Source organism: Oribacterium sp. oral taxon 078 str. F0262 (assembly GCF_000160135.1).
Lineage (GTDB): Bacteria > Bacillota > Clostridia > Lachnospirales > Lachnospiraceae > Oribacterium.
In genome coordinates this window covers 92,991-112,894 of sequence record NZ_GG729937.1, presented here as the reverse complement: position 1 = coordinate 112,894, position 19,904 = coordinate 92,991, and the positions used below count along the sequence as shown (strand labels likewise).

Sequence of the window (19,904 nt, the reverse complement as noted above, 5' to 3'; positions counted from 1 at the left end):
TTCTCCCGTCCCCGCTGTGGTTCTAAGCCGCGGAAGATATAGAAGAGCATAGGTATAAAAGAGTATCGTTATAGAAGAAGGGTATCGAGGAGGCAATATTTGAAGAAGATCAGTCTCATCGTCTCCGTCTACAATGAAAAGGAAGGACTGGAAAGCTTCTATGAGAAGGCGGACAGCGCCTGCAGGGGACTTATGGAGCTCGGCTATGATTACGAGCTCCTTTTTGTAGATGACGGCTCTCAGGATGGGAGCCGGGAGATTCTGCGGGAGCTCTCGGGGAGGGACCGCGGCCACGTCCGAAGCCTGAGCTTTTCCCGGAACTTCGGACATGAAGCTGCGATGACAGCGGGGCTGGACTACGCCTCCGGGGAGCTTCTGGTCTTCATGGACGCAGATCTCCAGCACCCTCCCTCCTGCCTCCCGGAGATCGTGCGCTGCTATACGGAGGGCTATGAGGTGATCTCCATGGTCCGAAGCTCGAATCCCTCCGCAGGCCTTCTGAAAAACTGGAGCTCCGGCGCCTTCTACTGGCTTTTGAACCGGGTTTCCGATCTCCATTTCGAACCGAATGCCTCCGACTTTTTTGCGATCTCCCGAAGGGTCCAGGCGGTGCTTCGGAAAAACTACCGGGAGAAGATCCGCTTCCTCCGGGGCTATGTGCAGAATGTCGGCTTCCGAAAGACCACTCTCCGCTATGACGCGGCCGTGCGGGTCGCCGGAAAGAGTCACTACTCTCTCCGAAAGCTTTTTATCTTTTCGAGAAATACCATCATGTGCTTCTCGAATCTCCCCCTGCGCCTCGGGATCTTCGCCGGCCTGTGCAGCGGGCTCCTCGGACTCCTCGTGCTGATCTACACTTTGTTCACGAGAAAGGGAGCGCCCTCCGGCTACGCCACCATCGTCGTTCTGATCTGCTTTATGTTCGCGGTGCTTTTCTTTATCGTCGGCATCATCGGGGAGTATATCGCGGTATTCTTTGAGGAGATGAAGGACCGCCCGATCTACATCATAGAGGACAAAGAAAATTTCCCGGAAAGTTGATTATCAACGAGCTTGAAAGCTATGAAAAAAATGATGAAAGGACGCGGTTTAATAAAGACGATTCCGGGCACGGGCAAGGGTCGGTATATCCTGAAGGTGTCGGAGTGAGAAGCGATATCTAAAGAGGAAAGCAAGATGGAACAAATATGGGAAAGGCTGTATAACGCAGCGAAAGGGGCACAAAATCCGAGAGAGATTTCCGAGAGAATCTATGCCGGTGGCGTGGCGGCTGCGGTTGAGTCCGTGAGCGGTAGGATTTATACCGGCGTTTGCGTAGATACATCCTGTACACTTGGAATCTGCGCGGAACGCAATGCGATGTTTCATATGATTACAAACGGCGAGAACGAGATTAAACGGGTATTGGCGCTTATGCCTGATGGATTGACAGCCGCTCCGTGCGGCGCGTGCAGAGAATTTATGGCGCAGCTAATGCCAGGCAGATACCATGACGTAGAAATAATGCTTGATTATGAGCGGGGAAAAGTGGTGACGCTTGGCGAGCTGACTCCGGGATGGTGGATATAATTTCCGCCTGCCGCGGAGAAAGCTCTTGACGATTTTGTACTTTTTTATGATTTGGGAAAAGGATGCCGCCTTTGAGCTCGGCAACAGCCGCAGCATATATTGACAAGGCAAGCAGCATGACCTGATTTACGGCGCAGTGGCAAATGATAGCGTCTATCGTACCATTACCTTGGGAGATCATTGCATTGTGCAGGATATCGACGATTATATCAGCAGCATCAGAGACAGCAAACAAAGCAAGGCATAACAGTTTTGCATTTTGGGAGAGATAAGTATGATAAGGAATGTCGCAATCGTAAGTCTGTCCAGTGGGATCATGGGAGAAGAAGAGATTCAGTACGAAGTGGAGATCGGCTTTCGAAGGCTGCGGGAATACGGTCTTAACGTAAAGCTCATGCCCCATGCGATGAAGGGTCTGGAATATGTCCGGAATCATCCGGAAAAACGAGCGGAAGATCTGCTGGAAGCCTTCCGTGATCCGGAGATTGACATGATTCTATGCGCCATCGGCGGAGACGATACCTATCGACTGCTGCCGTACCTGTTCGATCATAACGAACTGGCGGAAGCTGTGACGGACAAGGTATTCCTGGGGTTTTCGGACAGCACGGTTAATCACCTGATGCTTCACAAAGTGGGACTCAAAACCTTCTACGGACAGGCCTTCCTCTCGGATATCTGTGATCTGAGTCCGGAAATGCATCCCTATACCAGAAGGTATTTCGAGGAGCTGATCAGCACGGGTAATATACAAGAAATCACCCCCAGCGACACCTGGTACGAGGAAAGAAAGAGTTTTTCACCGGAGCAGGTCGGAACAACAACACCTTCCCATCCCAACAAGGGCTTTGAGCTTTTGCAGGGGACTCCTGTTTTTTCAGGAAAGATTCTCGGTGGCTGCATCGATTCGCTGTATGATTTCTTTAACGGCGACCGCTATAGAGATATGCCGGTGTTGTGCCGGAAGTATCATTTGTTCCCTGAGGCAGAGGACTGGAAGGGGCGGATTATCTTGCTGGAATCCAGCGAGGAAAAGCCGAAACCTGAACGGTATCGAAAAGCTCTGGAATATCTGAAGGGCAGCGGAGTTTTTGATGAGGTTTCCGGTGTACTGGTCGGAAAGCCGATGGATGAGACATATGCAGAAGAATATAAACAGCTTTTGGTCGAGCTGATTGATAAACCGGAGCTCTCGATCGTCTTTAACCTGAATATCGGGCATGCGATGCCGCGCTGTATTATGCCCTTCGGCGTTCCAGCTGTTGTTGATGTAAAAAGGCAGATCATCCGATTTGCAGACTGACGATCTGCCTGCTTCAGTACTAGCTGATATTTAGGTATTCTTTCAGCCCGGTCTGAAGCACGGCGGAGAAATTCACTGCATTTTTCTCTGCGATATCGTTCAGCCACTTCGGGATGGTGAGCGTTTTTCTTACTGCCTGGTTGTTTACCCGGTCTCTCACCATCCCTACCCATGCATCAATATAGGTCACATCCGCAGACCCTTTCTCGAAGAAGCTCGGAGAAGGCAGAGGCTTTCCATTCTTTATGTAGCTGAAGATGATTCCTTCCAGCACGTCGCGGGCATTGGTCAGAACCTCCTCCGGACTTTCTCCGTCTGTGAAGCATTCCGGGAAATCCACAAACTCTACATAATATACGCCGTCTTCTTTTCTGATTTTGCAAGGATACAATACTCTATCCATTGTGCCTCCTCTCTATAAAGCGGCTGGGCTGGAATTTCAGCCCCGTGATCCTCTCAATGCTGGAAACGGTTCCCGATGGAATATCTTTCTTGGTACACTTCAGCGGACACATCTTTCCGTTTTTAATATAGATTTCATGCGAGCCTGTCGTGTGATCCAGTTCCCAATTCAAGGCTTTTACCACTTCTCTGTAAGGCTTTGTTTTTGACATGCCGGCCTCCTTACAGCATATATAATACGTATTGCAGATACGTGTGTCAAGAAAGGATTATTGTGAACTTCCTGAAAATCAAAACTCGACGGCTTCCGGGCGTATTCTCGAAACAGGGATACGTCAGTCTATAAAACCCGGCATATTTGTTTGGAATTCATGGGAACAGAATTGAGCCGGAATAGCGGTTCTGCTCTACCTGATTCGCTGTCAATTCAGGAACGGGGAGAAATAAGAGCATATAAAAAGCGGGGGACAGATTCACCATGCCTCCCGCTTTCAGAGTGGGCAGATTCCAGCAGCATTGAAAGAACTGTCCGGATTTACAGATACAGGCTGTTATTCTCAAGAATCAACTCACTCGACACAGAACTCATTTGGCATCAGATACCGTTTCTCGCTGGTGGCTATGCCGCCGTTCTTTGTCACGGTGACATATATTGTCCTGTCCCCATCCTTCAGGGTCAGATAGCAGTAATCGCTGCCCGAGAATTCATCTGTGATGTCATATTTCTGCTTCCCGTAAAAGAGATACATCCTTCCATCGATTGTGTCCGTTGTGACCTGATTTTCCATGTCTTCGGCGATCTCCTCTGAAGTAAGCGGCCGTTCCGTCCCATCCGCCTCTATCGCGACACCACCGCCCTCTTCCACGACGTTTCCCTTTCCGTCTGTGAGAGTATAAGTTCCTTCCTCCTCGTCCACCCTAAGTATAGCATCAGTCAAATCGCCATGAATCCAGATCTGAATGGCTCTCTGAATCCCGCCGATGTCGGCTGCGTAAGCGCTTGTCCCACCGATGAGAAGCGCCAGTACGGCACAGGCTGCCGCAAGGGCTCTTCTTGTTTTAAAATACTTCGCTGCCATCGTATTATCCTCCAGTCTGACTTTGAAATTTTCTGATGTGTGCAGAGATGAGAATGCACGCTGGTACCTCTCCTTATTCGTCATCGTTCCACTCCTCCTTCAGCATATTTTTCAGCATCTGTCTTCCTCGGAGCAGCCGGTTCTTTACGGCGCTCTCGGACAGCGTCAGCACAGCGGCGATTTCCCTCACCGAATAATCCTCATAGTAGTAAAGGTGGACAACAAGCCGGTATTTTTGCGGTAAGGATAATACGGCATCGATCAGCTCATGATCCATCGGATTTTCAAAGGGAATCGTTGCCAGGTAATCTTCAAGAGAAACTTTGTTTCTGTGCCAGAAAGCCATCCTGAGATTTTTTGCCCTATTGATTGCAGTCCGCAGAAGCCACGCTTTGATATGTTCTTCGCTGTCAAACTCGCGGTCTGAACGTAGATATTGGAGGAAAGTGTCCTGTACCATGTCTTCTGCATCCGCACAATTCTTTACAATGCTGAATGCTGCCCGGAAGATATTTTCCTGATATCTTTCCACCAGGTATTCTGTTTGCAGTCTCATCTCATAGTCACTCCGTTCTGAAAGGATCCTTCATAAAAGATACAAAGCAGAGCGCCGTTTGGTCTCGAAAATAGAATCTCCTGAAATAATATTTTTCAACAGTGAAAAAAGCAATGACTGCTGTGAAGTTTTATCAATGGATTGAAAAAATGAACCGAGGAAGGACTGCGAAAATCGCGGCGGCTTGCGATTGATTTCATTCGCTTTTGGGAGTAAAATGCAAGACAGAAAATCACGAGCTGCCGCAGAGGACTTCAGACAGGAAGAGGTTCCGGATGGATTTTATGACGATAAAGCAGGCCTCTGAAAAATGGGGCATCTGTACGAGAAGAGTACAGACCTTATGCACAGAGGGCCGGATCAAGGGGGCCGAGCGGCTGGGCTATCAGTGGATTATCCCGATTGACGCGGGGAAGCCGAAGGATGCAAGGATCAAGAGCGGCAAATATATTAAAACAAGATCCGGGAGGGAAGAGAACGAGGATGGAGAGAAAACCGTATAGTGCCGGGGCGGTAAAATTTTCGTTCTGGTTCACGGAATTTCGAAAGACCGTGCAGCTTTTGAGTGAAGGAAAGACATACGCGGATATCAAAAAGCGGAATGAAGAGAAAAACATCTACAGCGCAGCGACAAAAGCGCGGGCAAGGCAGATTTATTCTACAGTGACAGCCCGCATAAAGTCGCTGGACGAGAGCTTCTATCCGATTTTCATGAGCAGCGATCTTTCGGCGCAGAAGCTGTTCGCACTCACCGCGTCCCTTCTCCATGATACCCTCTTCTTTGACTTTGTGTATGAGCTCGTGCGGGAAAAGATGATTCTTGGAAGCGATGTTGTATCATAAATCTTGACACCTCTCATTCACGGATTTAAATAAGAAATCAGGTGAAGATGGAGGTCAAAATGGCACAGAAAAAAGTTTACGACCAAGAGTTTAAAGTCCAGGCCGTAAAGCTCGGTCGGGAGATCGGCTTCAGCAAGGCAGCCAAGGAGCTCGGAATCAACGTGGATACGCTTTATGGATGGAGCAAGGCTGCCAAGGAAGGGCGTCTGGATCTCGGACTGGGTTACCCACACTCCGGAAACCGCAATGAGCCTCGCAGAGGCAAGCGCTTTTTTCGCAGCGAGCCGTCGGAAGTCTCCAAAGGCCTGAGGATGAGGTTCCTTGAGCGAAAGACGGACGGCGGCCGGAGAAGGGGAAAGATCGCGTTTTTACTGCAGTGTGCTCCCTGTTTCTCGGCAGGGATTCTACTGCTTCTTAAAACGCCGGAATACCCCCAGGAAATACGAGGATATTGCAGATAAGATGCGCGCTGTCGTGGCAGAGGAGGAATGGAACGATACCTACGGTCGCAGCCGGATACATGATGCCCTGAAACTAAAGTATCCGGAAGCAGACATGCCCAGCGAGAGGACCGTCTACAGGATCATGGAGAGAATCGGACTACGCCACAGACCACGGCGGAAACCAAATGGGATCACGAAGACGGATAAAAATGCCCGGAAGTCCGATGATCTTCTAAAGCGCGACTTTCGTTCTGAGAAGCCGCTTCAGAAATGTATCACGGATATTACCGAGATCTCGACGAAGGACGGCAAACTCTATGTCTCAGCCATTTTTGACTGCTTTGATCTCGGCGTTCTGGGGCTCTCCATGGCGGACAAGATGAGGGCAGATCTCTGTATATCCACGGTAGAGAACGCACATAAGGCATTCCCCGGTATCGAAAAAGCAATCCTTCACAGTGACCGCGGAAGCCAGTACACCGGTGCAGTCTACCGTGCCGCACTTGCTCGCTGCGGTATCGTACAGAGCAGGAACAGTGATGGCGGCAGATGTCATGACAATGCGCGCTGTGAAGCAATGTGGGCCAGGATGAAAGAGGAACCCCTGTACGTGCGGTACGACACGAAGAAGATGACCATCAGCGAACGGAAAACTCTGATCTGGAGGTACTTCATCATCTATTGGAACAACAGGCGTATCTGCACAGCAAATGGCGGCCTTCCTCCGATGGTCATGAGACAGCAGTATTATGACTCTCTGGGACAGGATGCATAAAAGTTCCGTGTAGAAGATGTGTCAAGTGATATTGACAATATCAGGTAACTGACATGAGTGAAATGAACGGTGTTATCACAAACCAATTTGACTGGGTGGATTTCTATAAGGAATTGGCCAGCAAGTTATTACAGTACAAGGATAACCGGCAGGAGCTGGTGGAAAAGGTCAGGAGGATTTATGAAGCTACGGGCATCAATCTTCCTACCCTTGAGCGGGATAACCAGATTGTGGACATTGATCCGTTCACCGTTTTTGGCCTGTTCAATAAAAGCTCCATGAAAGAGGCTAACCGGAAAAAGATTATTTCTGCTGTTGCGGATTTATTTGGTGTTACCACACCTGTGCCGACCTCGTTTGACAGCATCCCGGTGCTCAATAACCAGAATGCTACGTTTTATTACTTCGTGGGAGACCGCGAGGATAGCGATATCGATGACCTCTGGTCGCTGTTTGAATCCGCCCTCGCATACGCTGCCAGCCCGACAACGGACAATCGCACAAAGCTCTCGAAGTATTTTGATCTGACCATCAATAAAAGAGGAAACGGCAACAGCAAAATAACGATGGGAATGTACTGGATCGCGCCTAATGCATTCTTGAATTTGGACCAGCGCAACACGTGGTACATTTATGAGTCCGGGAAGATACCAGCCGAACTGGTACAGACGCTTCCGACTATTGAACCGAAAATTCCGTCCTCGGGGTATTTTGACATTGTTGAAAAACTGCGAGCTTACTTGCAGAGCGATGAGAGTGCTCTGAAGGATTTCAAGGAGCTGAGTTTTGAGGCTTGGCGGTATTCAGAGGAAATCAACAAAGAGAATCGTGCTAAAAAGGTGCAGGCCGAGCGCGAAACCAAGGGTGCTGCTTTAGCGGATGAGGATGTGGAAACTACTCATTATTGGATTTATTCTCCCGGTGATGGAGCAACAATCTGGGATGAGTGTTATAACAACGGGATCATGGCAATCGGATGGGACCCGATTGGTGATTTGAGCGCTTACAGCAGCAAGGATGAGATGAAGCAGGCTATGAAGGAAAAGATTGATCCTTCCAAGCCATATAAAAATGCTGCACACGCTACATGGCAGTTTGCCAATGAAATGAAGCCCGGTGATGTTGTATTCGCAAAAAAGGGAAGGCATCTCGTTATTGGCCGTGGTGTCGTAGAATCGGGATACGAGTTTGACCCGAGCCGCCAGCATTACAAAAATGTACGAAAAGTAAACTGGACGCATAAGGGTGAATGGGATCATCCCGGTCAGGCTGTTATGAAAACGCTGACTGACATCACCTCATATACAGACTACGTCGAGAAGCTGAACGCCATGTTTGAAAGCGACATCATCGACGATGTTGAAGAGCAGGAAATCGAATACCCTGCATACGATGCAGAGAAGTTCCATGAAGAAGTGTATATGGATGAAGACAACTATGAAACTCTTGTAGCTCTCGTCCGCAACAAGAAAAATGTCATCCTGCAAGGTGCACCGGGAGTTGGTAAGACCTTCGCGGCAAAGAGGCTGGCCTATTCGATGATGGGTGTTAAGGACCCGAATCGCGTAATGATGGTGCAGTTCCATCAGAGCTATTCATACGAAGATTTCATAATGGGCTTCCGTCCTTCTGAGAAAGGCTTTGAGCTTAAACGCGGTGCATTTTACAATTTCTGCAAAGAGGCAGAGATCGACAGCGAAAACGACTACTTCTTTATCATCGATGAAATCAATCGTGGCAATCTGAGCAAGATATTCGGTGAGCTGTTTATGCTGATTGAAAGCGACAAGCGTGGTGTAGAGCTGCAGCTGCTCTATTCGGACGAGAAGTTTTCTGTTCCGAGCAATGTTTATATCATCGGAATGATGAATACGGCGGACCGCAGTTTGGCAATGCTGGATTATGCTCTTCGGAGAAGATTCGCATTTTATGAGATGAAGCCCGGTTTTGAGACTGATGGTTTTAGGGAGTATCGGATGAGCCGCGCCAGCGAGAAATTTGATAGCCTTATAAACTGTGTTGAAAATCTGAATGCGGTAATTGCGGCAGATGAGTTGCTTGGCGAAGGTTTCTGCATTGGACACAGTTATTTCTGTAATCTCGATAAGGCCACCGATCAGACTCTTTCAGGTATTGTGGAGTTTGAGCTGATACCGCTGTTAAAGGAATACTGGTTTGATGAGCCTGTTAAGGTAAAGGGCTGGATCAACAATTTAAGGAGCGCTATTAAGTGATACCTATTCAGAATATTTACTACATGCTGTCTTATGCCTTTCAAGTGCTAAACGAGCAGGGCTATAAGAATATAGCGACGGAACAATTTAATAATGTGGCGGAGTTATGCGCAGCGATTCTGGCAAAGGGTATCTCAGTACAGTTAAAACGCGGGCTTGGACGAGAGTACATAGAGCAGACAGAATCACTGTCTTCGCTGCGTGGTCGAATTGAGATATCCGAGTCAATAAAAACGAGAAGCATGCTTAAAAAGCAGCTGATTTGTTCCTATGATGATTTTTCTGTAAATTCCTACATGAATCGAATCATCAAAACGACAATGGAGTTGCTTCTTCACGCTGATATTTCCAAGGCCCGGAAAAAGGAGCTTCGAAAGCTGCTGGTATTCTTCGGAGATGTAGAACTTCTCGATGTTCATACCATCAATTGGAATGTGCAGTATAACCGCAATAATCAGACATACCGGATGTTGATCTCGATTTGCTATTTGGTAGTCAAAGGGCTGCTGCAGACAAATTCGGATGGAACGACTCGCTTGATGGATTTCTTGGACGAGCAGCGGATGTGCCGTCTGTATGAGAAGTTTATCCTTGAATACTATCGCAGGGAGTTCCCTCAGATATCGGCCAGCGCTTCACAGATACCTTGGGCCGTTGATGATGGAATGAGAGCTATGCTCCCGGTTATGCAGAGCGATATCATGCTTTCCTACGAGGATAAGGTCCTTATCATCGATGCGAAGTATTATTCGCACACTACACAGGCGCAGTATGACACGCATACGCTTCACTCGAATAACCTCTATCAGATTTTTACCTACGTTAAGAACAAGGATTCTGAACTTGCAGAGGTGCCTCATGTAGTTTCGGGAATGCTGCTTTATGCCCGGACCGAGGAAGCGGTGCAGCCTAACAATACATACCAGATGAGTGGAAACAAGATAAGTGTTAAAACGCTGGATTTGAATTGTGATTTTTCAGATGTTGTCGCACAGCTGTATAAGATCGCAGCAGAGCACTTTGGAATTGCGGCATAGATAGCTTTTAACGATACCAAACAATTTAACGATAGCAGAAAGGGGTGTCGCTTTTGAGCACAGCTACAGCAACAGCATACCTATATCCTACATTCCCGTGATTCCACACTAGGATATCACTGTGATAAGTGCCGCAAAGCCGCATAAATACTGATAAAATTTGGCATCTATGATTAAACAGCTTGATAAGCGCAGTGGCATCACATATGTTTACGAGTCAACTTCCTACTGGGACAGGGCTAAAAAGCAGCCCCGTTCCAAAAGGACGCTGATCGGACGACTGGATCCGGACAGCGGAGAAGTCGTTCCAACCGATGGCCGTGGAAAACGCCGCAGCATAAAGAACCTGAATCCTCCTGCAAAAAGAGGACTGGTACCTGTTACACAGACAGAACGGCTCTTCTTTGGTACCACTTATTTATTCGATCAAATCGGCATCGTTACCGGCGTGACAGCGGATTTAAAGACCTGTTTTCCGCATACCTATAAACAGATCCAGTCGATCGCCTATTACCTGATCCTGGAGGATCAGAATCCGCTCTTCCGTTTTAGGAAGTGGGCCATGCTCCATAAACACCCTTACGGGAATACCATTCCCTCTCAAAGGAGTTCGGAGCTTTTCCAGTCCATTACGGAGGACGCAAAGATGCAGTTCTTCCGCCTGCAGGGAAAGCGACGGATTGAAAAGGAATACTGGGCTTATGGCAGCACTTCTATATCCGGTTATTCTGAGAACCTGAGGCAGGTCAAGTACGGCAAGAACAAGGATGGGGAAAAGCTTCCGCAGATCAATCTGGCTCTGATCTTCGGAGAAAACTCCGGCCTGCCGTTCTATTACCGTAAGTTTGCCGGGAACATTCCGGACGTCAAAACGATTCGTGAACTGCTCCGCGAACTGGATGTCCCTGGCTATGAGAAGATCAGGCTGGTCATGGACCGTGGATACTACAGCGCGGATAATATCAATACTCTGTACAAAGAGCATCGGAAGTTCCTGTGCAGCACCTCTGCGGCGTTGCAGTTTGCGAAGAATTCCATCCGTAAAACCGGAGCAGAGAAAGACCGCCATGAACACTATAACAGTGATCTGGAGCTGTATGTCTTCTCCAGGACGATCGCATGGGATTACGAACAGGAACGTCCTTACAAAGGCGATACGATCCGGGAAGAGCGCCGCATGTATCTCCACCTGTATTTCAATCCAGACAAGTTTTCCGATGACAGTAAGGCTCTGAACAGGAAACTGGATGCCCTTAAAGCGGAACTCCTTTCCGGAAAGCGTGTACCGGAGCATGAGAAAGACTACCGGAAGTACTTCGAGGTCAAAGAGACACCCAAAAGGGGGATCTCTCTTTCCTACAAGCAGGAAGCTATAGATTCTGTCCGAGATCGATATGGATTCTTTGTCCTGATCAGCAACGAAGTGAAGGACCCGGTCACAGCACTCCGCCTGTACAGGATGCGCGATGTCATCGAATGCTTCCGGGAACCCGGAAAGGCAGCAATTCAGGGCGAAGTCCTGAAGAAGCAGGAACAAATCTATCGCGATCTCGGCGTGGAGCCGCTGCCGGCAGCACCGGAGATGAAGTAACTTTCAATCTACATAGTTATGTGTTGCGGGAATCTAGGATGAACAATAGGTGCATCTGCTATGTGGAAGGTCCCTGTGAACGGCAGTTGATAGCCGCTCTGAAGGAAGCACCGGAAAGGCTGATTCCCGGTAAGATCAAAGTGTTCAATGTTGTGCAAAATCTGATTCCAAAGTCACAGATATTGTCTATTCGGTCGGGGACAACTGTGGTACTGGTATTTGACACGGATGTATCGTAGACATCAAACCTTCAAAAGAATTTGGAGCTTCTTGCCCGGTATTGTGGAAAGCTGAAAATCGTTTTCCTGCCGCAGGTTCTGAATCTGGAAGAAGAACTGGTTCGCTGCACAGACGTGAGGGTTGTTACGGAACTGACCCAAAGCGGCAGCATTAAAAACTTCAAGACGGACTTTTGCGAAATGAAAACAAAAGAGTGCCGCTCCATGCTTGGGCGCCACAAGCTGGACTATATGCGTCTGCGGATGACGAAAACGCCGGAAGGTTTTGCTTTTGTGGAAAACAATGGCTTTCAAATCAAGCTTGTTTGATCCATATTTTTTTGAGATTGGAAACGCCCTCTTTATTAAGTGCTTACCTTCGTACTCCACGGGACGCATACTTTCTGCCGGCGGCATCGGGGCGATTTTTATCTTTGTGTCATGTTCGATTCAATTTCTGCTTCAGCGCCTCCTGCAAAACCTGCGAAAAGTTGACGTTGCGTTCAAGAGCAGCGGCGTTGAGCCATGCCGGAAGAGTGATCGTACGGTTTACAGCTTTATTTACATTTGCCATACGGATGGACGGCATATAGACGTCGATCAGGACGGCGCGCTCATTACCTGTGGCTTGAAGATTCGAAAGCTGCGATGGTTCCGGAATGGGCTCTCCATCCTCTTCAAGCCCGAACATGGTTATTCCGAGCAGTTCACGGGCGGAGATGAGAGCGTCCTGCTCATTTTCTCCGCTGGTTGCCACATCAAGATCGGGAAAGAAAACGGAGATTTCTTTGCCGTCTTCATACCCAAATACTGCGGGGTAAAAATATCTTTCTGCTTTTTTTATAGATATTCCAAAATAGCACATATAAAGATATTTGTAAATGAGCGATTCCTCAGCATAGACAAACGCTATAGCGGTGCGAGGCTTATCATGAAAAATTGGCAGAGACAACTCTTGCATCCATTGCGATTGCTCGGACGCGGTTTCCGTCCTTATGCCGGATTTGAATCGGCATACGATTTTCGTAAGGAAGATCTTATCCTGTTCACTGTTCCTTTGTGCTAGAATAAAAATTATTCATTTACAATCAGCCCTGGTCGGGAAGCCGATGGATGAGACATATAACGACAGACCAATTCCGGTCTGCAGAGGAGAATAATGGAGTATCTGAAAAAAATAAAATTGAAGGATGGCAGGGAGTGCATCCTGCGAAATGGGGATGAACGGGATGGGCAGGCCGCTTTGGAAAACTTTATTCTGACGCACGGGCAGACGGACTATCTGCTCACCTATCCGGATGAAAATACAATGACAGCAGAAGAGGAAGCCAAGTATCTTAAGGAAAAGAGGGAAAGCGAAAGGGAGATTGAGATACTTGCCGAGGTCGAGGGTGTTCCTGTCGGCCTTGCCGGAATCGCGGCAATAGGGGAGAGGGATAAAATTCGGCATCGTGCCGATTTTGGCATCAGCATCGACAAGGCATACTGGAATCTTGGGATCGGCACGGCCCTGCTTCATGCTTGTGTGGACTGCGCCGGGAAAGCAGGATATGAACAGATCGAGCTGAATGTTGTCGCCGAAAATGAAAGCGCCGTCTCAATATACAAGAAGGCCGGATTCGTGGAATGCGGCAGAAATCCGAGAGGATTTAAGTCCAGGCTTACAGGCTATCAGGAAGTCATTTATATGAGGATGGAACTGTGAATAAACAATAAGTAAGTATTTTGACGAGCACAAATATTTTATCGACAGCAGAAAGGGATGCTGCAAACGAAGCTGCTTCTCTTTGGACCAATACGCAGAGTAAGGAGGATGGATGGATGAAGGACAGATGTGTCGTTTTGAATTCGAAGAAAATGAATTTTGATGGGAAACTGGATTTCTCTATCTTGTCTTCTGAAGTAAAGGTATACGAGGACAGCGCTCCGGAACAGCTTTTGGAACGGATTCAGGGGGCGGACATCATTGTGACAAAGGAACTGCCGCTGAGTGCCGATCTAATCCATCAGTTCCCGGAGTCTGTGAAATTGATCTGCGAGGCAGGGACAGGATACAATAATCTGGATCTTGTCGCGGCCCGGGAGATGGGAATTACGGTCTGCAATGTTCCGGCATACAGCACGGAGCGGGTGGCCCATACTGCAATTATGATGATATTGAATTTAAGCTCCAGCATGCAGCTCCAGATGAAGATGCTGGCACAGGGAAATCATGAGAATTTTACAAAAAATCTTCGTCTCCCTCATGTTGAGGTGAATGGAAAAATACTTGGGATTATCGGAGCAGGGCATATCGGAAGAACCGTTATGAGGATTGCGCGGGCTATGGATATGGAGCTTTTAGTATATACCAGAACACCGGGGGAGGATGAGGAGGGGCTTCGCTATGTTTCCCTCGAAAGCTTGCTGAAGAGGAGCGATTATATTTCTCTGCACTGCCCGCTGACAGCGGAAACAAGGCATATGATCGACAGAGAGGCTCTTTCGTTGATGAAGCCGAGCGCGTTCCTCATCAATACTTCACGGGGTGCCTTGATTGAGGAAGCGGCGCTGATCGAAGCACTCGAGAAGCGCAGCATAGCCGGAGCGGGACTGGACGTCCAGGAAACGGAGCCTCCGAAAGCCGATAGCCCGCTCTACACGCTGGATAATGTGATTCTGACACCGCATATGGGCTGGAAGGGACTGGAGACCAGGCAGCGGCTGCTTTCCATTCTGGCAGGTAATGTGAACGGCTTTCTGAAGGGAAAGCCTGTCAACGTAGTATCGTGAAGGGATCAGCGGGAAAGGAGATCTAAAAGAAATACTATGAGAAATGCTTTGCATCGCCCTGCGGAGCGGCGAAGGCCATGGATCTTGCTTTACGGAATATTTCACCATGAAAGGGACGCTTCATAAGGATCTATGCTTTGGCGCATCGAAGGAGCGAAAAAGGAAGCATCGGCTTCAGGAAAGGAAGGATGCTTTTTTGGAATGGGAGAGGAGGAGAAGATGGCGAATCTGGAAAAGACCGGGGGGATGCGCGGAGGAAAAAAGCTTTTGGGAATGCTTTCCGCGGTCTTGCTCTTTGCGGGGATTTTAGTCGCCGGCGTTTTCCTTCTGGGCGGCAGGGGGAAGGATGCTCCTGCGCAGCGCACAGAGGATATCCATCGTTGGATCTACGGGATCACCGTGGACGATGCCTGGTATGACGATATCAAAACAGAGGATGTAGTCGATGCAATCAGGAGGATGCCGGTGAAGCCGACCGTTCGGATCGTCATATCACAGGAGAGCAGTGCAGAGGACTATAAGGAGCTTTTTTCCGCGCTCCACAGCGTCGCCTTCGTCATGGCCTGTCCGGTGGATTCCTATTACATGAAGTATTATGAGGACGAGGACTCCTACAGAAGACGCTTTCAGGACTGCTGGCGCGTTCTGGCTCCCTATACGGACCTTTGGGAAATCGGAAATGAGATCAACGGGGTGGAGTGGATCGGACAGGATCCGGAGCTGATCGTGAAAAAGGTGGAAAGCGCGAATGAATATATCCGCTCTATGGGCGGGAAGACGGCATTGACCATGTACTACGCCAGGCCGGAGGATCAGGATCTTTTCCGCTGGATGTCGGAGCATCTGTCGGATAAGCTGAAAAAGCAGGTGGATTTTGCTTTGATCAGCTATTATGAGGACGATAATGAGGGCTATCTTCCAAATTGGGAGGAGATCTTCCCGAAATTTGAAAAGGTCTTTCCGGGCGCGAAGGTCGGGATCGGGGAATGCGGGAATACCGCGGAGGACGCGACGGAGTCCAGCAGGATCCGTATGGCGAAGTCCTATTATTCCATGAAGAAGCAGTCAGAAAATTATGTCGGAGGCTATTTTTGGTGGAACTGGGTGGAGGACTGTGTTCCGGAGGAGGGAGCGCGCGTGTATGAGGCGATCGGAAGGGACATGCTGGAGGGAGGCAGAGGATAGCCGTTTCTCCGCCTTCCCTTTGACAGAGCGAGGAAATTAGGCTAAGATTCCAGATCATGGCTTCTTTTCGGAGGGAGTGGGAATGCGGCTTTTTCACAGAGCGGACTGGATCCTGTACCTTTTTTTCTATGCCTTTTTGGCCTGGCTGATTGCGACGCTTTACCACAGCTTAAGGGAGCACCGCTTTGTGAACTGCGGTGCCCTGGACCTCCCTCTTCTCCTTCCCCACGGGATCATGATGGGGCTTTTGATTCTGCAAAGCTACGCCGGGGAGGGCGGCATTTTTCAGGAAATTTTCTTTTCCTGGATTCTGACTCTGGCAGTCGGAGGGATATCGGACTTTTTATCGGAGCGCCTCTGGAAGAGGAGGGTCCGGAGAGAGCTTCGCTTTTCCCTTCTGAGAGAGTTCCGGGGCAGGCTTCTCTTCTCTTTTTTTCTGACGCTTCTCTATCTTTCGGCTCTTGTGGTCCTGCAGCCGCTTCTGTTTTTTCTGCTTTCTCTCCTTCCGCGCATCCTGCTAAGGACGGCAGCGCTCCTCCTCCTTCTGCTCCTTCTTTTGGATTTTTTGCTGATCTATGTCGTGGCGCGCTGGGGGAGTCCGGAAACGAATTTTCTGGAGAGAAATAAGCTCGGACTCGGGAGAAGGATTTCGCGCAGGCTCTGGGAGCGGCTTTACCGGGCTTATCCCTCCCTGAAGGGGAGCTCAGAGACGGGGATTTACGGATCGGACCGGATGCTTTTGGGCGAGGGGATGGTATTTGCGAGAGGACTCAGCCTGGAGAAGCTCATATGGGTGCTCTTTCTCTGCGCATTCATCGGGGATCTCATCGAGACAGGCTATGTCTTTCTCACCGCGGGGATTCTGATGCGCCGCTCCAGTCTGGTCCTCGGGCCGTTCAGCATTGTGTGGGGGCTCGGCGCGGTAGTTCTCACGGTGCTTTTATCCAGGATGGAGAAGCGGGGCGCTTTTCCGATCTTTCTCCTGGGCTTTTTCTTTGGCGGCGCGTTTGAGTACCTCTGCTCCGTCTTCACGGAGGTGGTATTCGGCATGAAATTCTGGGACTACAGCGGGATGCCCTTCAATATCGACGGGCGCACGAATCTGCTTTTCATGCTTTTCTGGGGCCTTCTCTCCCTTCTCTGGCTGCGCTTCGCCTACCCTCCGCTCTCCTCCTGGATCGAGAGGATCCCGCCTCTGATCGGATTGATTTTGAGCTGGTGCATCGTGCTCTTCCTGTCCTGCGATATGCTGGTCACAGCGGCTGTCATGCTCCGGGCCGTGGACAGGAAACAGGAGCCGAAGGCGAGGAATGTCGCGGAGGAATTTATCGACGAGTTCTATCCGGAGAGCAGGATAGAGAGGCTTTGGCCCAATATGAAGTTTCTGTCGGAGAGCAGTTAGAAGGAGCTAATTCGTGTTGCGGACGCAACATTGCCAGTGCCGCATTTTGTTATAGAATGATGGCGAAGAAAAGTGATTTCGCAGATTTGCCGAAACGGCAGGCATTGGGAAAAAGGAGTACCGCGATATGGAAAAGAGAATCAATGGCAGAGCCTCGATCTTCGAGCTGGTGGAGGAGTATCCGGAGATTCGGGATATTATGCTTTCTCTGGGATTTTCCGAGATCAAAAAGGATGCCGTCTTAAAGAGCGTGGGGAGAGTTATGAATCTGGAGAAGGGATCCCGGATGAAGGGGATTCCCATGGAGAAGATCAAGGAGAGCTTTCGCGCCCACGGTCTGATTCTGGATTTCGGAGACGGGGAGGCGGAACCGCCGTCCGAAGGGGATGACGCCGGGAAGCCGGAGGAGGAAGAGAGGGAGGAGAAGTCCGAAGAGCTTTTGAAGAGCTATCTGAAACGGCTGTCCGATGGGGAGGCTTTGGAAACGGTCCGGGCGGATTTTGCGAAAAGGTTTAGGACGGTAGATGCCTCCGAGATCATGGATGCGGAGCAGAAGCTTATGAAGGAGGGGACGAAGATCACGGAGCTTCAGAAGCTCTGCGACCTCCATTCGGCGCTCTTTCACGGAGCGACGGAGGAGGAGAAGCTTCCGGAGGAGAAGCAGGATGAGGAGGCGCTTCCTGCGGGGCATCCCCTTCGCCGGTTTGCAAGGGAGAACGAGGCTCTCGCGGAGCGGATCAGGAAGCTTCGGAGAGAGCTCTCGGGCGGAGGGGACTGCGGGGAGAGTCTTCACAGTCTGAGAGAGGTATCGATTCATTATGCCAAAAAAGGAGACCTCCTCTATCCGCTTCTGAAGGTCCGCTATGGGATCACGGGTCCGTCCGATGTGATGTGGAGCGTGGATGATGAGATTCGAGACAATCTTTCCGAGCTCGATGGGGAGAAAGAGAGAGGGGACAGGTGGAAGACGAGACTCTCTGCGCTTCTCGACCGGATGGAGGAGATGATCTATAAGGAGACGAATATCCTTCTTCCGCTCTGCCGGGAAAAGTTCTCCGAGGAGGAGTGGGCCGGGATCTACCGGGATGGAAAGGATTATGCCGCCTGCTTCTCCGTAGAACCTGTACTTTGGGAGAGGGGAGAGGAGCTTTCGGGGAGTGCGGGACAGGGCAGCGTACAGAGCGGCGCTTCCTCTCTTCCGCGGAGTGCGGGAGGGGCCGTTTTGAAGGAGGCGGAGGTCTTCCTCCCGGGCGGACATCTGAAGCTCTCTGAACTCACGGCACTTCTCAATACGATCCCGATGGAGATCAGCTTTGTGGATGCGGAGAATATAAACCGCTTCTTCAATGAGGGGCCGAAGGTCTTTAAGAGGCCCGGCATGGCCATCGACCGGGAGGTCTTCAGCTGTCATCCTCCGAAGGTGGAGCCGATGGTCCGAAGCATCATTGAAAGCTTCCGGGAGGGAAGGGAGAGCAGTGTGCAGATCTGGATGGAAAAGGCCGGAAGGACGATGCTTGTGAATTATACGGCGGTCCGGGACAGGGACGGAAATTATCTTGGGACCGCGGAGCTTGTGCAGGATATGGAGTTTGCGAAGGAGCATTTTCTGGAGAAAAGGAGCGGAGGAAGCATCAAGGAGCCGAAGGGCTGATTATCAGATCTGCCGCTATCAACTACGGACTGCGTGATTTTATCAAGCCCCGACCCGACAATTTCATATCATCGACAAAGGGGCTGTCGCACTAAGTGATTAGTGCGGCAGTCTTTTTCATCGGATGAAATCCGGCCATTCAGCCGGATTTCTCTTATAAAAAACAAAGACCCGGACTTCGAAAAGTCCGGGCTTTATTGTAAAATAATGGTATGCAAACCCCATTACATTTACAGCCCGATTATACGACATATCGAGGCTATTATCAAATCAAACTTCCATTGGAAACGGAACACATGATCCCGGCTGATGACCCGGTCCGCCTTCTGAGTGCATTTGTGGAGGGAATGGATCTTTCGGAACTTTATGCCACCTATGACAGAGTCCGGAAAAATCGGGCGACTTCGCGACAGATGCTCAAGATCATGATCTATGCTTCCATGAACCGTCTGTTTTCCAGCCGCGACATTGAAACAGCCTGCAGAAGGGACATTAACTTTATGTTCCTTCTTGAAGGAATGCCGGCTCCGGATCACTCCACGATCGCAAGGTTCATTTCGCTTCATCTGTCTGCCTGTTCCAAGACGCTTCTGTCTGACATGACATCGATTCTTCATGATCTCGGAGAGATTTCCGGTAAGACCCTATTTATTGATGGGACAAAGATCGAATCCTGCGCGAACAAGTATACGTTTGTCTGGAAAAAATCCGTTACAAAGCATCAGGCCCGCCTGTTTGAAAAGATCCTTTCTTTTATCGAAGAATGCGAAACTTTGTATGGAATCAAAGTGGTCTATAACGGTAAAGCGACACTGCACACCATGAAACGGCTGCGCAAAAAGCT

At 49.5% G+C, this 19,904-nt stretch carries 21 protein-coding genes and 1 pseudogene; 17 read left to right on the top strand and 5 right to left on the bottom strand.

The features are described 5' to 3' along the window. Positions 1-99: 99 nt before the first annotated feature. The 3 genes from GCWU000341_RS11410 to GCWU000341_RS11400 all read left to right on the top strand — a co-directional run bounded on the left by GCWU000341_RS11410 (position 100) and on the right by GCWU000341_RS11400 (position 2,872). Positions 100-1,041 carry a glycosyltransferase family 2 protein gene (locus tag GCWU000341_RS11410; RefSeq protein ID WP_009216197.1) on the top strand — a complete coding sequence of 314 codons (942 nt, stop codon included), beginning with the start codon at positions 100-102 and terminating at the stop codon, positions 1,039-1,041. A 135-nt stretch (positions 1,042-1,176) separates the two neighbouring features. After that, positions 1,177-1,569 (top strand): cytidine deaminase family protein, encoded by a 393-nt coding sequence (locus GCWU000341_RS11405; RefSeq protein WP_009216195.1) that lies wholly within the window; start codon positions 1,177-1,179, stop codon positions 1,567-1,569. Between the two features lie 274 nt (positions 1,570-1,843). Further along, on the top strand, positions 1,844-2,872 hold the full coding sequence (locus GCWU000341_RS11400) for a S66 family peptidase (RefSeq protein ID WP_009216193.1): 1,029 nt from the start codon (positions 1,844-1,846) through the stop codon (positions 2,870-2,872). A gap of 19 nt (positions 2,873-2,891) precedes the next feature. On the opposite strand, the gene GCWU000341_RS11395 is transcribed toward GCWU000341_RS11400, so the two are convergent. The 4 genes from GCWU000341_RS11395 to GCWU000341_RS11380 form a co-directional block, all read right to left on the bottom strand. Continuing rightward, positions 2,892-3,275 (bottom strand): type II toxin-antitoxin system HicB family antitoxin, encoded by a 384-nt coding sequence (locus GCWU000341_RS11395; protein WP_009216192.1) that lies wholly within the window; start codon positions 3,273-3,275, stop codon positions 2,892-2,894. Next, the gene (locus tag GCWU000341_RS11390) at positions 3,268-3,486 is read right to left on the bottom strand and encodes a type II toxin-antitoxin system HicA family toxin (protein WP_009216191.1); all 219 of its coding nucleotides are present in this window, start codon (positions 3,484-3,486) and stop codon (positions 3,268-3,270) included. The genes GCWU000341_RS11395 and GCWU000341_RS11390 overlap by 8 nt, the downstream gene beginning before the upstream one ends. Positions 3,487-3,843: 357 nt before the next feature. Continuing rightward, entirely contained in the window at positions 3,844-4,437 is a 594-nt protein-coding gene (locus GCWU000341_RS11385) for a hypothetical protein (RefSeq protein ID WP_009216189.1), read from the bottom strand. Beyond that, entirely contained in the window at positions 4,427-4,909 is a 483-nt protein-coding gene (locus GCWU000341_RS11380) for a sigma-70 family RNA polymerase sigma factor (RefSeq protein WP_009216188.1), read from the bottom strand. Before GCWU000341_RS11380 ends, GCWU000341_RS11385 begins: the two co-directional genes overlap by 11 nt. Positions 4,910-5,184: 275 nt before the next feature. Between GCWU000341_RS11380 and GCWU000341_RS11375 the strand changes: the two genes are divergently transcribed. From GCWU000341_RS11375 to GCWU000341_RS14035, 8 genes and pseudogenes are all read left to right on the top strand, one after another. Then, complete coding sequence (locus GCWU000341_RS11375) at positions 5,185-5,412, top strand: helix-turn-helix domain-containing protein (protein WP_009216187.1); 228 nt, start codon at positions 5,185-5,187, stop codon at positions 5,410-5,412. Next, a pseudogene (locus tag GCWU000341_RS11370) lies at positions 5,393-5,740 on the top strand (DUF1819 family protein); the annotation flags it as partial. The gene GCWU000341_RS11375 and the pseudogene GCWU000341_RS11370, both read left to right, overlap by 20 nt. A gap of 71 nt (positions 5,741-5,811) precedes the next feature. Continuing rightward, the gene (locus tag GCWU000341_RS14040; protein ID WP_242651682.1) at positions 5,812-6,213 is read left to right on the top strand and encodes a transposase; all 402 of its coding nucleotides are present in this window, start codon (positions 5,812-5,814) and stop codon (positions 6,211-6,213) included. Then, positions 6,131-6,970, top strand: a complete 840-nt coding sequence (locus tag GCWU000341_RS11360) for an IS3 family transposase (protein ID WP_242651681.1) — start codon at positions 6,131-6,133, stop codon at positions 6,968-6,970. The genes GCWU000341_RS14040 and GCWU000341_RS11360 overlap by 83 nt, the downstream gene beginning before the upstream one ends. A gap of 53 nt (positions 6,971-7,023) precedes the next feature. After that, a complete protein-coding gene (locus GCWU000341_RS11355) occupies positions 7,024-9,204 on the top strand; it encodes an AAA family ATPase (RefSeq protein ID WP_009216183.1) in 2,181 nt (726 codons plus the stop codon). Next, entirely contained in the window at positions 9,201-10,241 is a 1,041-nt protein-coding gene (gene mcrC, locus GCWU000341_RS11350) for a 5-methylcytosine-specific restriction endonuclease system specificity protein McrC (protein WP_009216182.1), read from the top strand. Before GCWU000341_RS11355 ends, mcrC begins: the two co-directional genes overlap by 4 nt. Before the next feature lie 169 nt (positions 10,242-10,410). Next, positions 10,411-11,832 carry an IS1634 family transposase gene (locus GCWU000341_RS11345; RefSeq protein ID WP_009216181.1) on the top strand — a complete coding sequence of 474 codons (1,422 nt, stop codon included), beginning with the start codon at positions 10,411-10,413 and terminating at the stop codon, positions 11,830-11,832. A 260-nt stretch (positions 11,833-12,092) separates the two neighbouring features. Continuing rightward, on the top strand, positions 12,093-12,380 hold the full coding sequence (locus GCWU000341_RS14035; RefSeq protein WP_242651680.1) for a hypothetical protein: 288 nt from the start codon (positions 12,093-12,095) through the stop codon (positions 12,378-12,380). Between the two features lie 109 nt (positions 12,381-12,489). Here GCWU000341_RS14035 and GCWU000341_RS11335 read toward each other — a convergent pair whose 3' ends face one another. Beyond that, on the bottom strand, positions 12,490-13,011 hold the full coding sequence (locus tag GCWU000341_RS11335; protein WP_009216179.1) for a type II toxin-antitoxin system HicB family antitoxin: 522 nt from the start codon (positions 13,009-13,011) through the stop codon (positions 12,490-12,492). 198 nt (positions 13,012-13,209) lie between these two features. On the opposite strand from GCWU000341_RS11335, the gene GCWU000341_RS11330 reads away from it, so the two are divergent. The 6 genes from GCWU000341_RS11330 to GCWU000341_RS11305 form a co-directional block, all read left to right on the top strand. Then, positions 13,210-13,755 (top strand): GNAT family N-acetyltransferase, encoded by a 546-nt coding sequence (locus GCWU000341_RS11330; RefSeq protein ID WP_009216178.1) that lies wholly within the window; start codon positions 13,210-13,212, stop codon positions 13,753-13,755. Between the two features lie 116 nt (positions 13,756-13,871). Next, positions 13,872-14,822: a 2-hydroxyacid dehydrogenase gene (locus GCWU000341_RS11325; RefSeq protein ID WP_009216177.1), complete on the top strand. Its 951-nt coding sequence runs from the start codon at positions 13,872-13,874 to the stop codon at positions 14,820-14,822. Between the two features lie 219 nt (positions 14,823-15,041). Then, positions 15,042-16,007 carry a hypothetical protein gene (locus GCWU000341_RS11320; RefSeq protein WP_207635073.1) on the top strand — a complete coding sequence of 322 codons (966 nt, stop codon included), beginning with the start codon at positions 15,042-15,044 and terminating at the stop codon, positions 16,005-16,007. An 82-nt stretch (positions 16,008-16,089) separates the two neighbouring features. Next, positions 16,090-17,409, top strand: coding sequence for a putative ABC transporter permease (locus GCWU000341_RS11315; protein ID WP_009216175.1), 1,320 nt, complete (start codon positions 16,090-16,092; stop codon positions 17,407-17,409). 127 nt (positions 17,410-17,536) lie between these two features. Next, positions 17,537-19,060 carry a DUF438 domain-containing protein gene (locus GCWU000341_RS11310; RefSeq protein WP_009216174.1) on the top strand — a complete coding sequence of 508 codons (1,524 nt, stop codon included), beginning with the start codon at positions 17,537-17,539 and terminating at the stop codon, positions 19,058-19,060. A 296-nt stretch (positions 19,061-19,356) separates the two neighbouring features. Then, positions 19,357-19,904, top strand: a 548-nt coding sequence (locus GCWU000341_RS11305; RefSeq protein WP_009216173.1) for a transposase, incomplete at its 3' end; no start/stop codon positions are given.

What these genes read in the sequence shown, in the direction of transcription:
- GCWU000341_RS11325 (WP_009216177.1), top strand. Translation starts at nt 13,872, where the DNA reads ATGAAGGACAGATGTGTCGTTTTGAATTCGAAGAAAATGAATTTTGAT.
- GCWU000341_RS11330 (WP_009216178.1), top strand. Translation starts at nt 13,210, where the DNA reads ATGGAGTATCTGAAAAAAATAAAATTGAAGGATGGCAGGGAGTGCATC.
- GCWU000341_RS11400 (WP_009216193.1), top strand. Translation starts at nt 1,844, where the DNA reads ATGATAAGGAATGTCGCAATCGTAAGTCTGTCCAGTGGGATCATGGGA.
- GCWU000341_RS11315 (WP_009216175.1), top strand. Translation starts at nt 16,090, where the DNA reads ATGCGGCTTTTTCACAGAGCGGACTGGATCCTGTACCTTTTTTTCTAT.
- GCWU000341_RS14040 (WP_242651682.1), top strand. Translation starts at nt 5,812, where the DNA reads ATGGCACAGAAAAAAGTTTACGACCAAGAGTTTAAAGTCCAGGCCGTA.
- GCWU000341_RS11390 (WP_009216191.1), bottom strand. Translation starts at nt 3,486, where the DNA reads ATGTCAAAAACAAAGCCTTACAGAGAAGTGGTAAAAGCCTTGAATTGG.
- GCWU000341_RS11375 (WP_009216187.1), top strand. Translation starts at nt 5,185, where the DNA reads ATGGATTTTATGACGATAAAGCAGGCCTCTGAAAAATGGGGCATCTGT.
- GCWU000341_RS11320 (WP_207635073.1), top strand. Translation starts at nt 15,042, where the DNA reads ATGGCGAATCTGGAAAAGACCGGGGGGATGCGCGGAGGAAAAAAGCTT.
- GCWU000341_RS11395 (WP_009216192.1), bottom strand. Translation starts at nt 3,275, where the DNA reads ATGGATAGAGTATTGTATCCTTGCAAAATCAGAAAAGAAGACGGCGTA.
- GCWU000341_RS11405 (WP_009216195.1), top strand. Translation starts at nt 1,177, where the DNA reads ATGGAACAAATATGGGAAAGGCTGTATAACGCAGCGAAAGGGGCACAA.
- GCWU000341_RS11385 (WP_009216189.1), bottom strand. Translation starts at nt 4,437, where the DNA reads ATGACGAATAAGGAGAGGTACCAGCGTGCATTCTCATCTCTGCACACA.
- GCWU000341_RS11355 (WP_009216183.1), top strand. Translation starts at nt 7,024, where the DNA reads ATGAGTGAAATGAACGGTGTTATCACAAACCAATTTGACTGGGTGGAT.
- GCWU000341_RS11345 (WP_009216181.1), top strand. Translation starts at nt 10,411, where the DNA reads ATGATTAAACAGCTTGATAAGCGCAGTGGCATCACATATGTTTACGAG.
- GCWU000341_RS11335 (WP_009216179.1), bottom strand. Translation starts at nt 13,011, where the DNA reads ATGCAAGAGTTGTCTCTGCCAATTTTTCATGATAAGCCTCGCACCGCT.
- GCWU000341_RS11310 (WP_009216174.1), top strand. Translation starts at nt 17,537, where the DNA reads ATGGAAAAGAGAATCAATGGCAGAGCCTCGATCTTCGAGCTGGTGGAG.
- GCWU000341_RS11380 (WP_009216188.1), bottom strand. Translation starts at nt 4,909, where the DNA reads ATGAGACTGCAAACAGAATACCTGGTGGAAAGATATCAGGAAAATATC.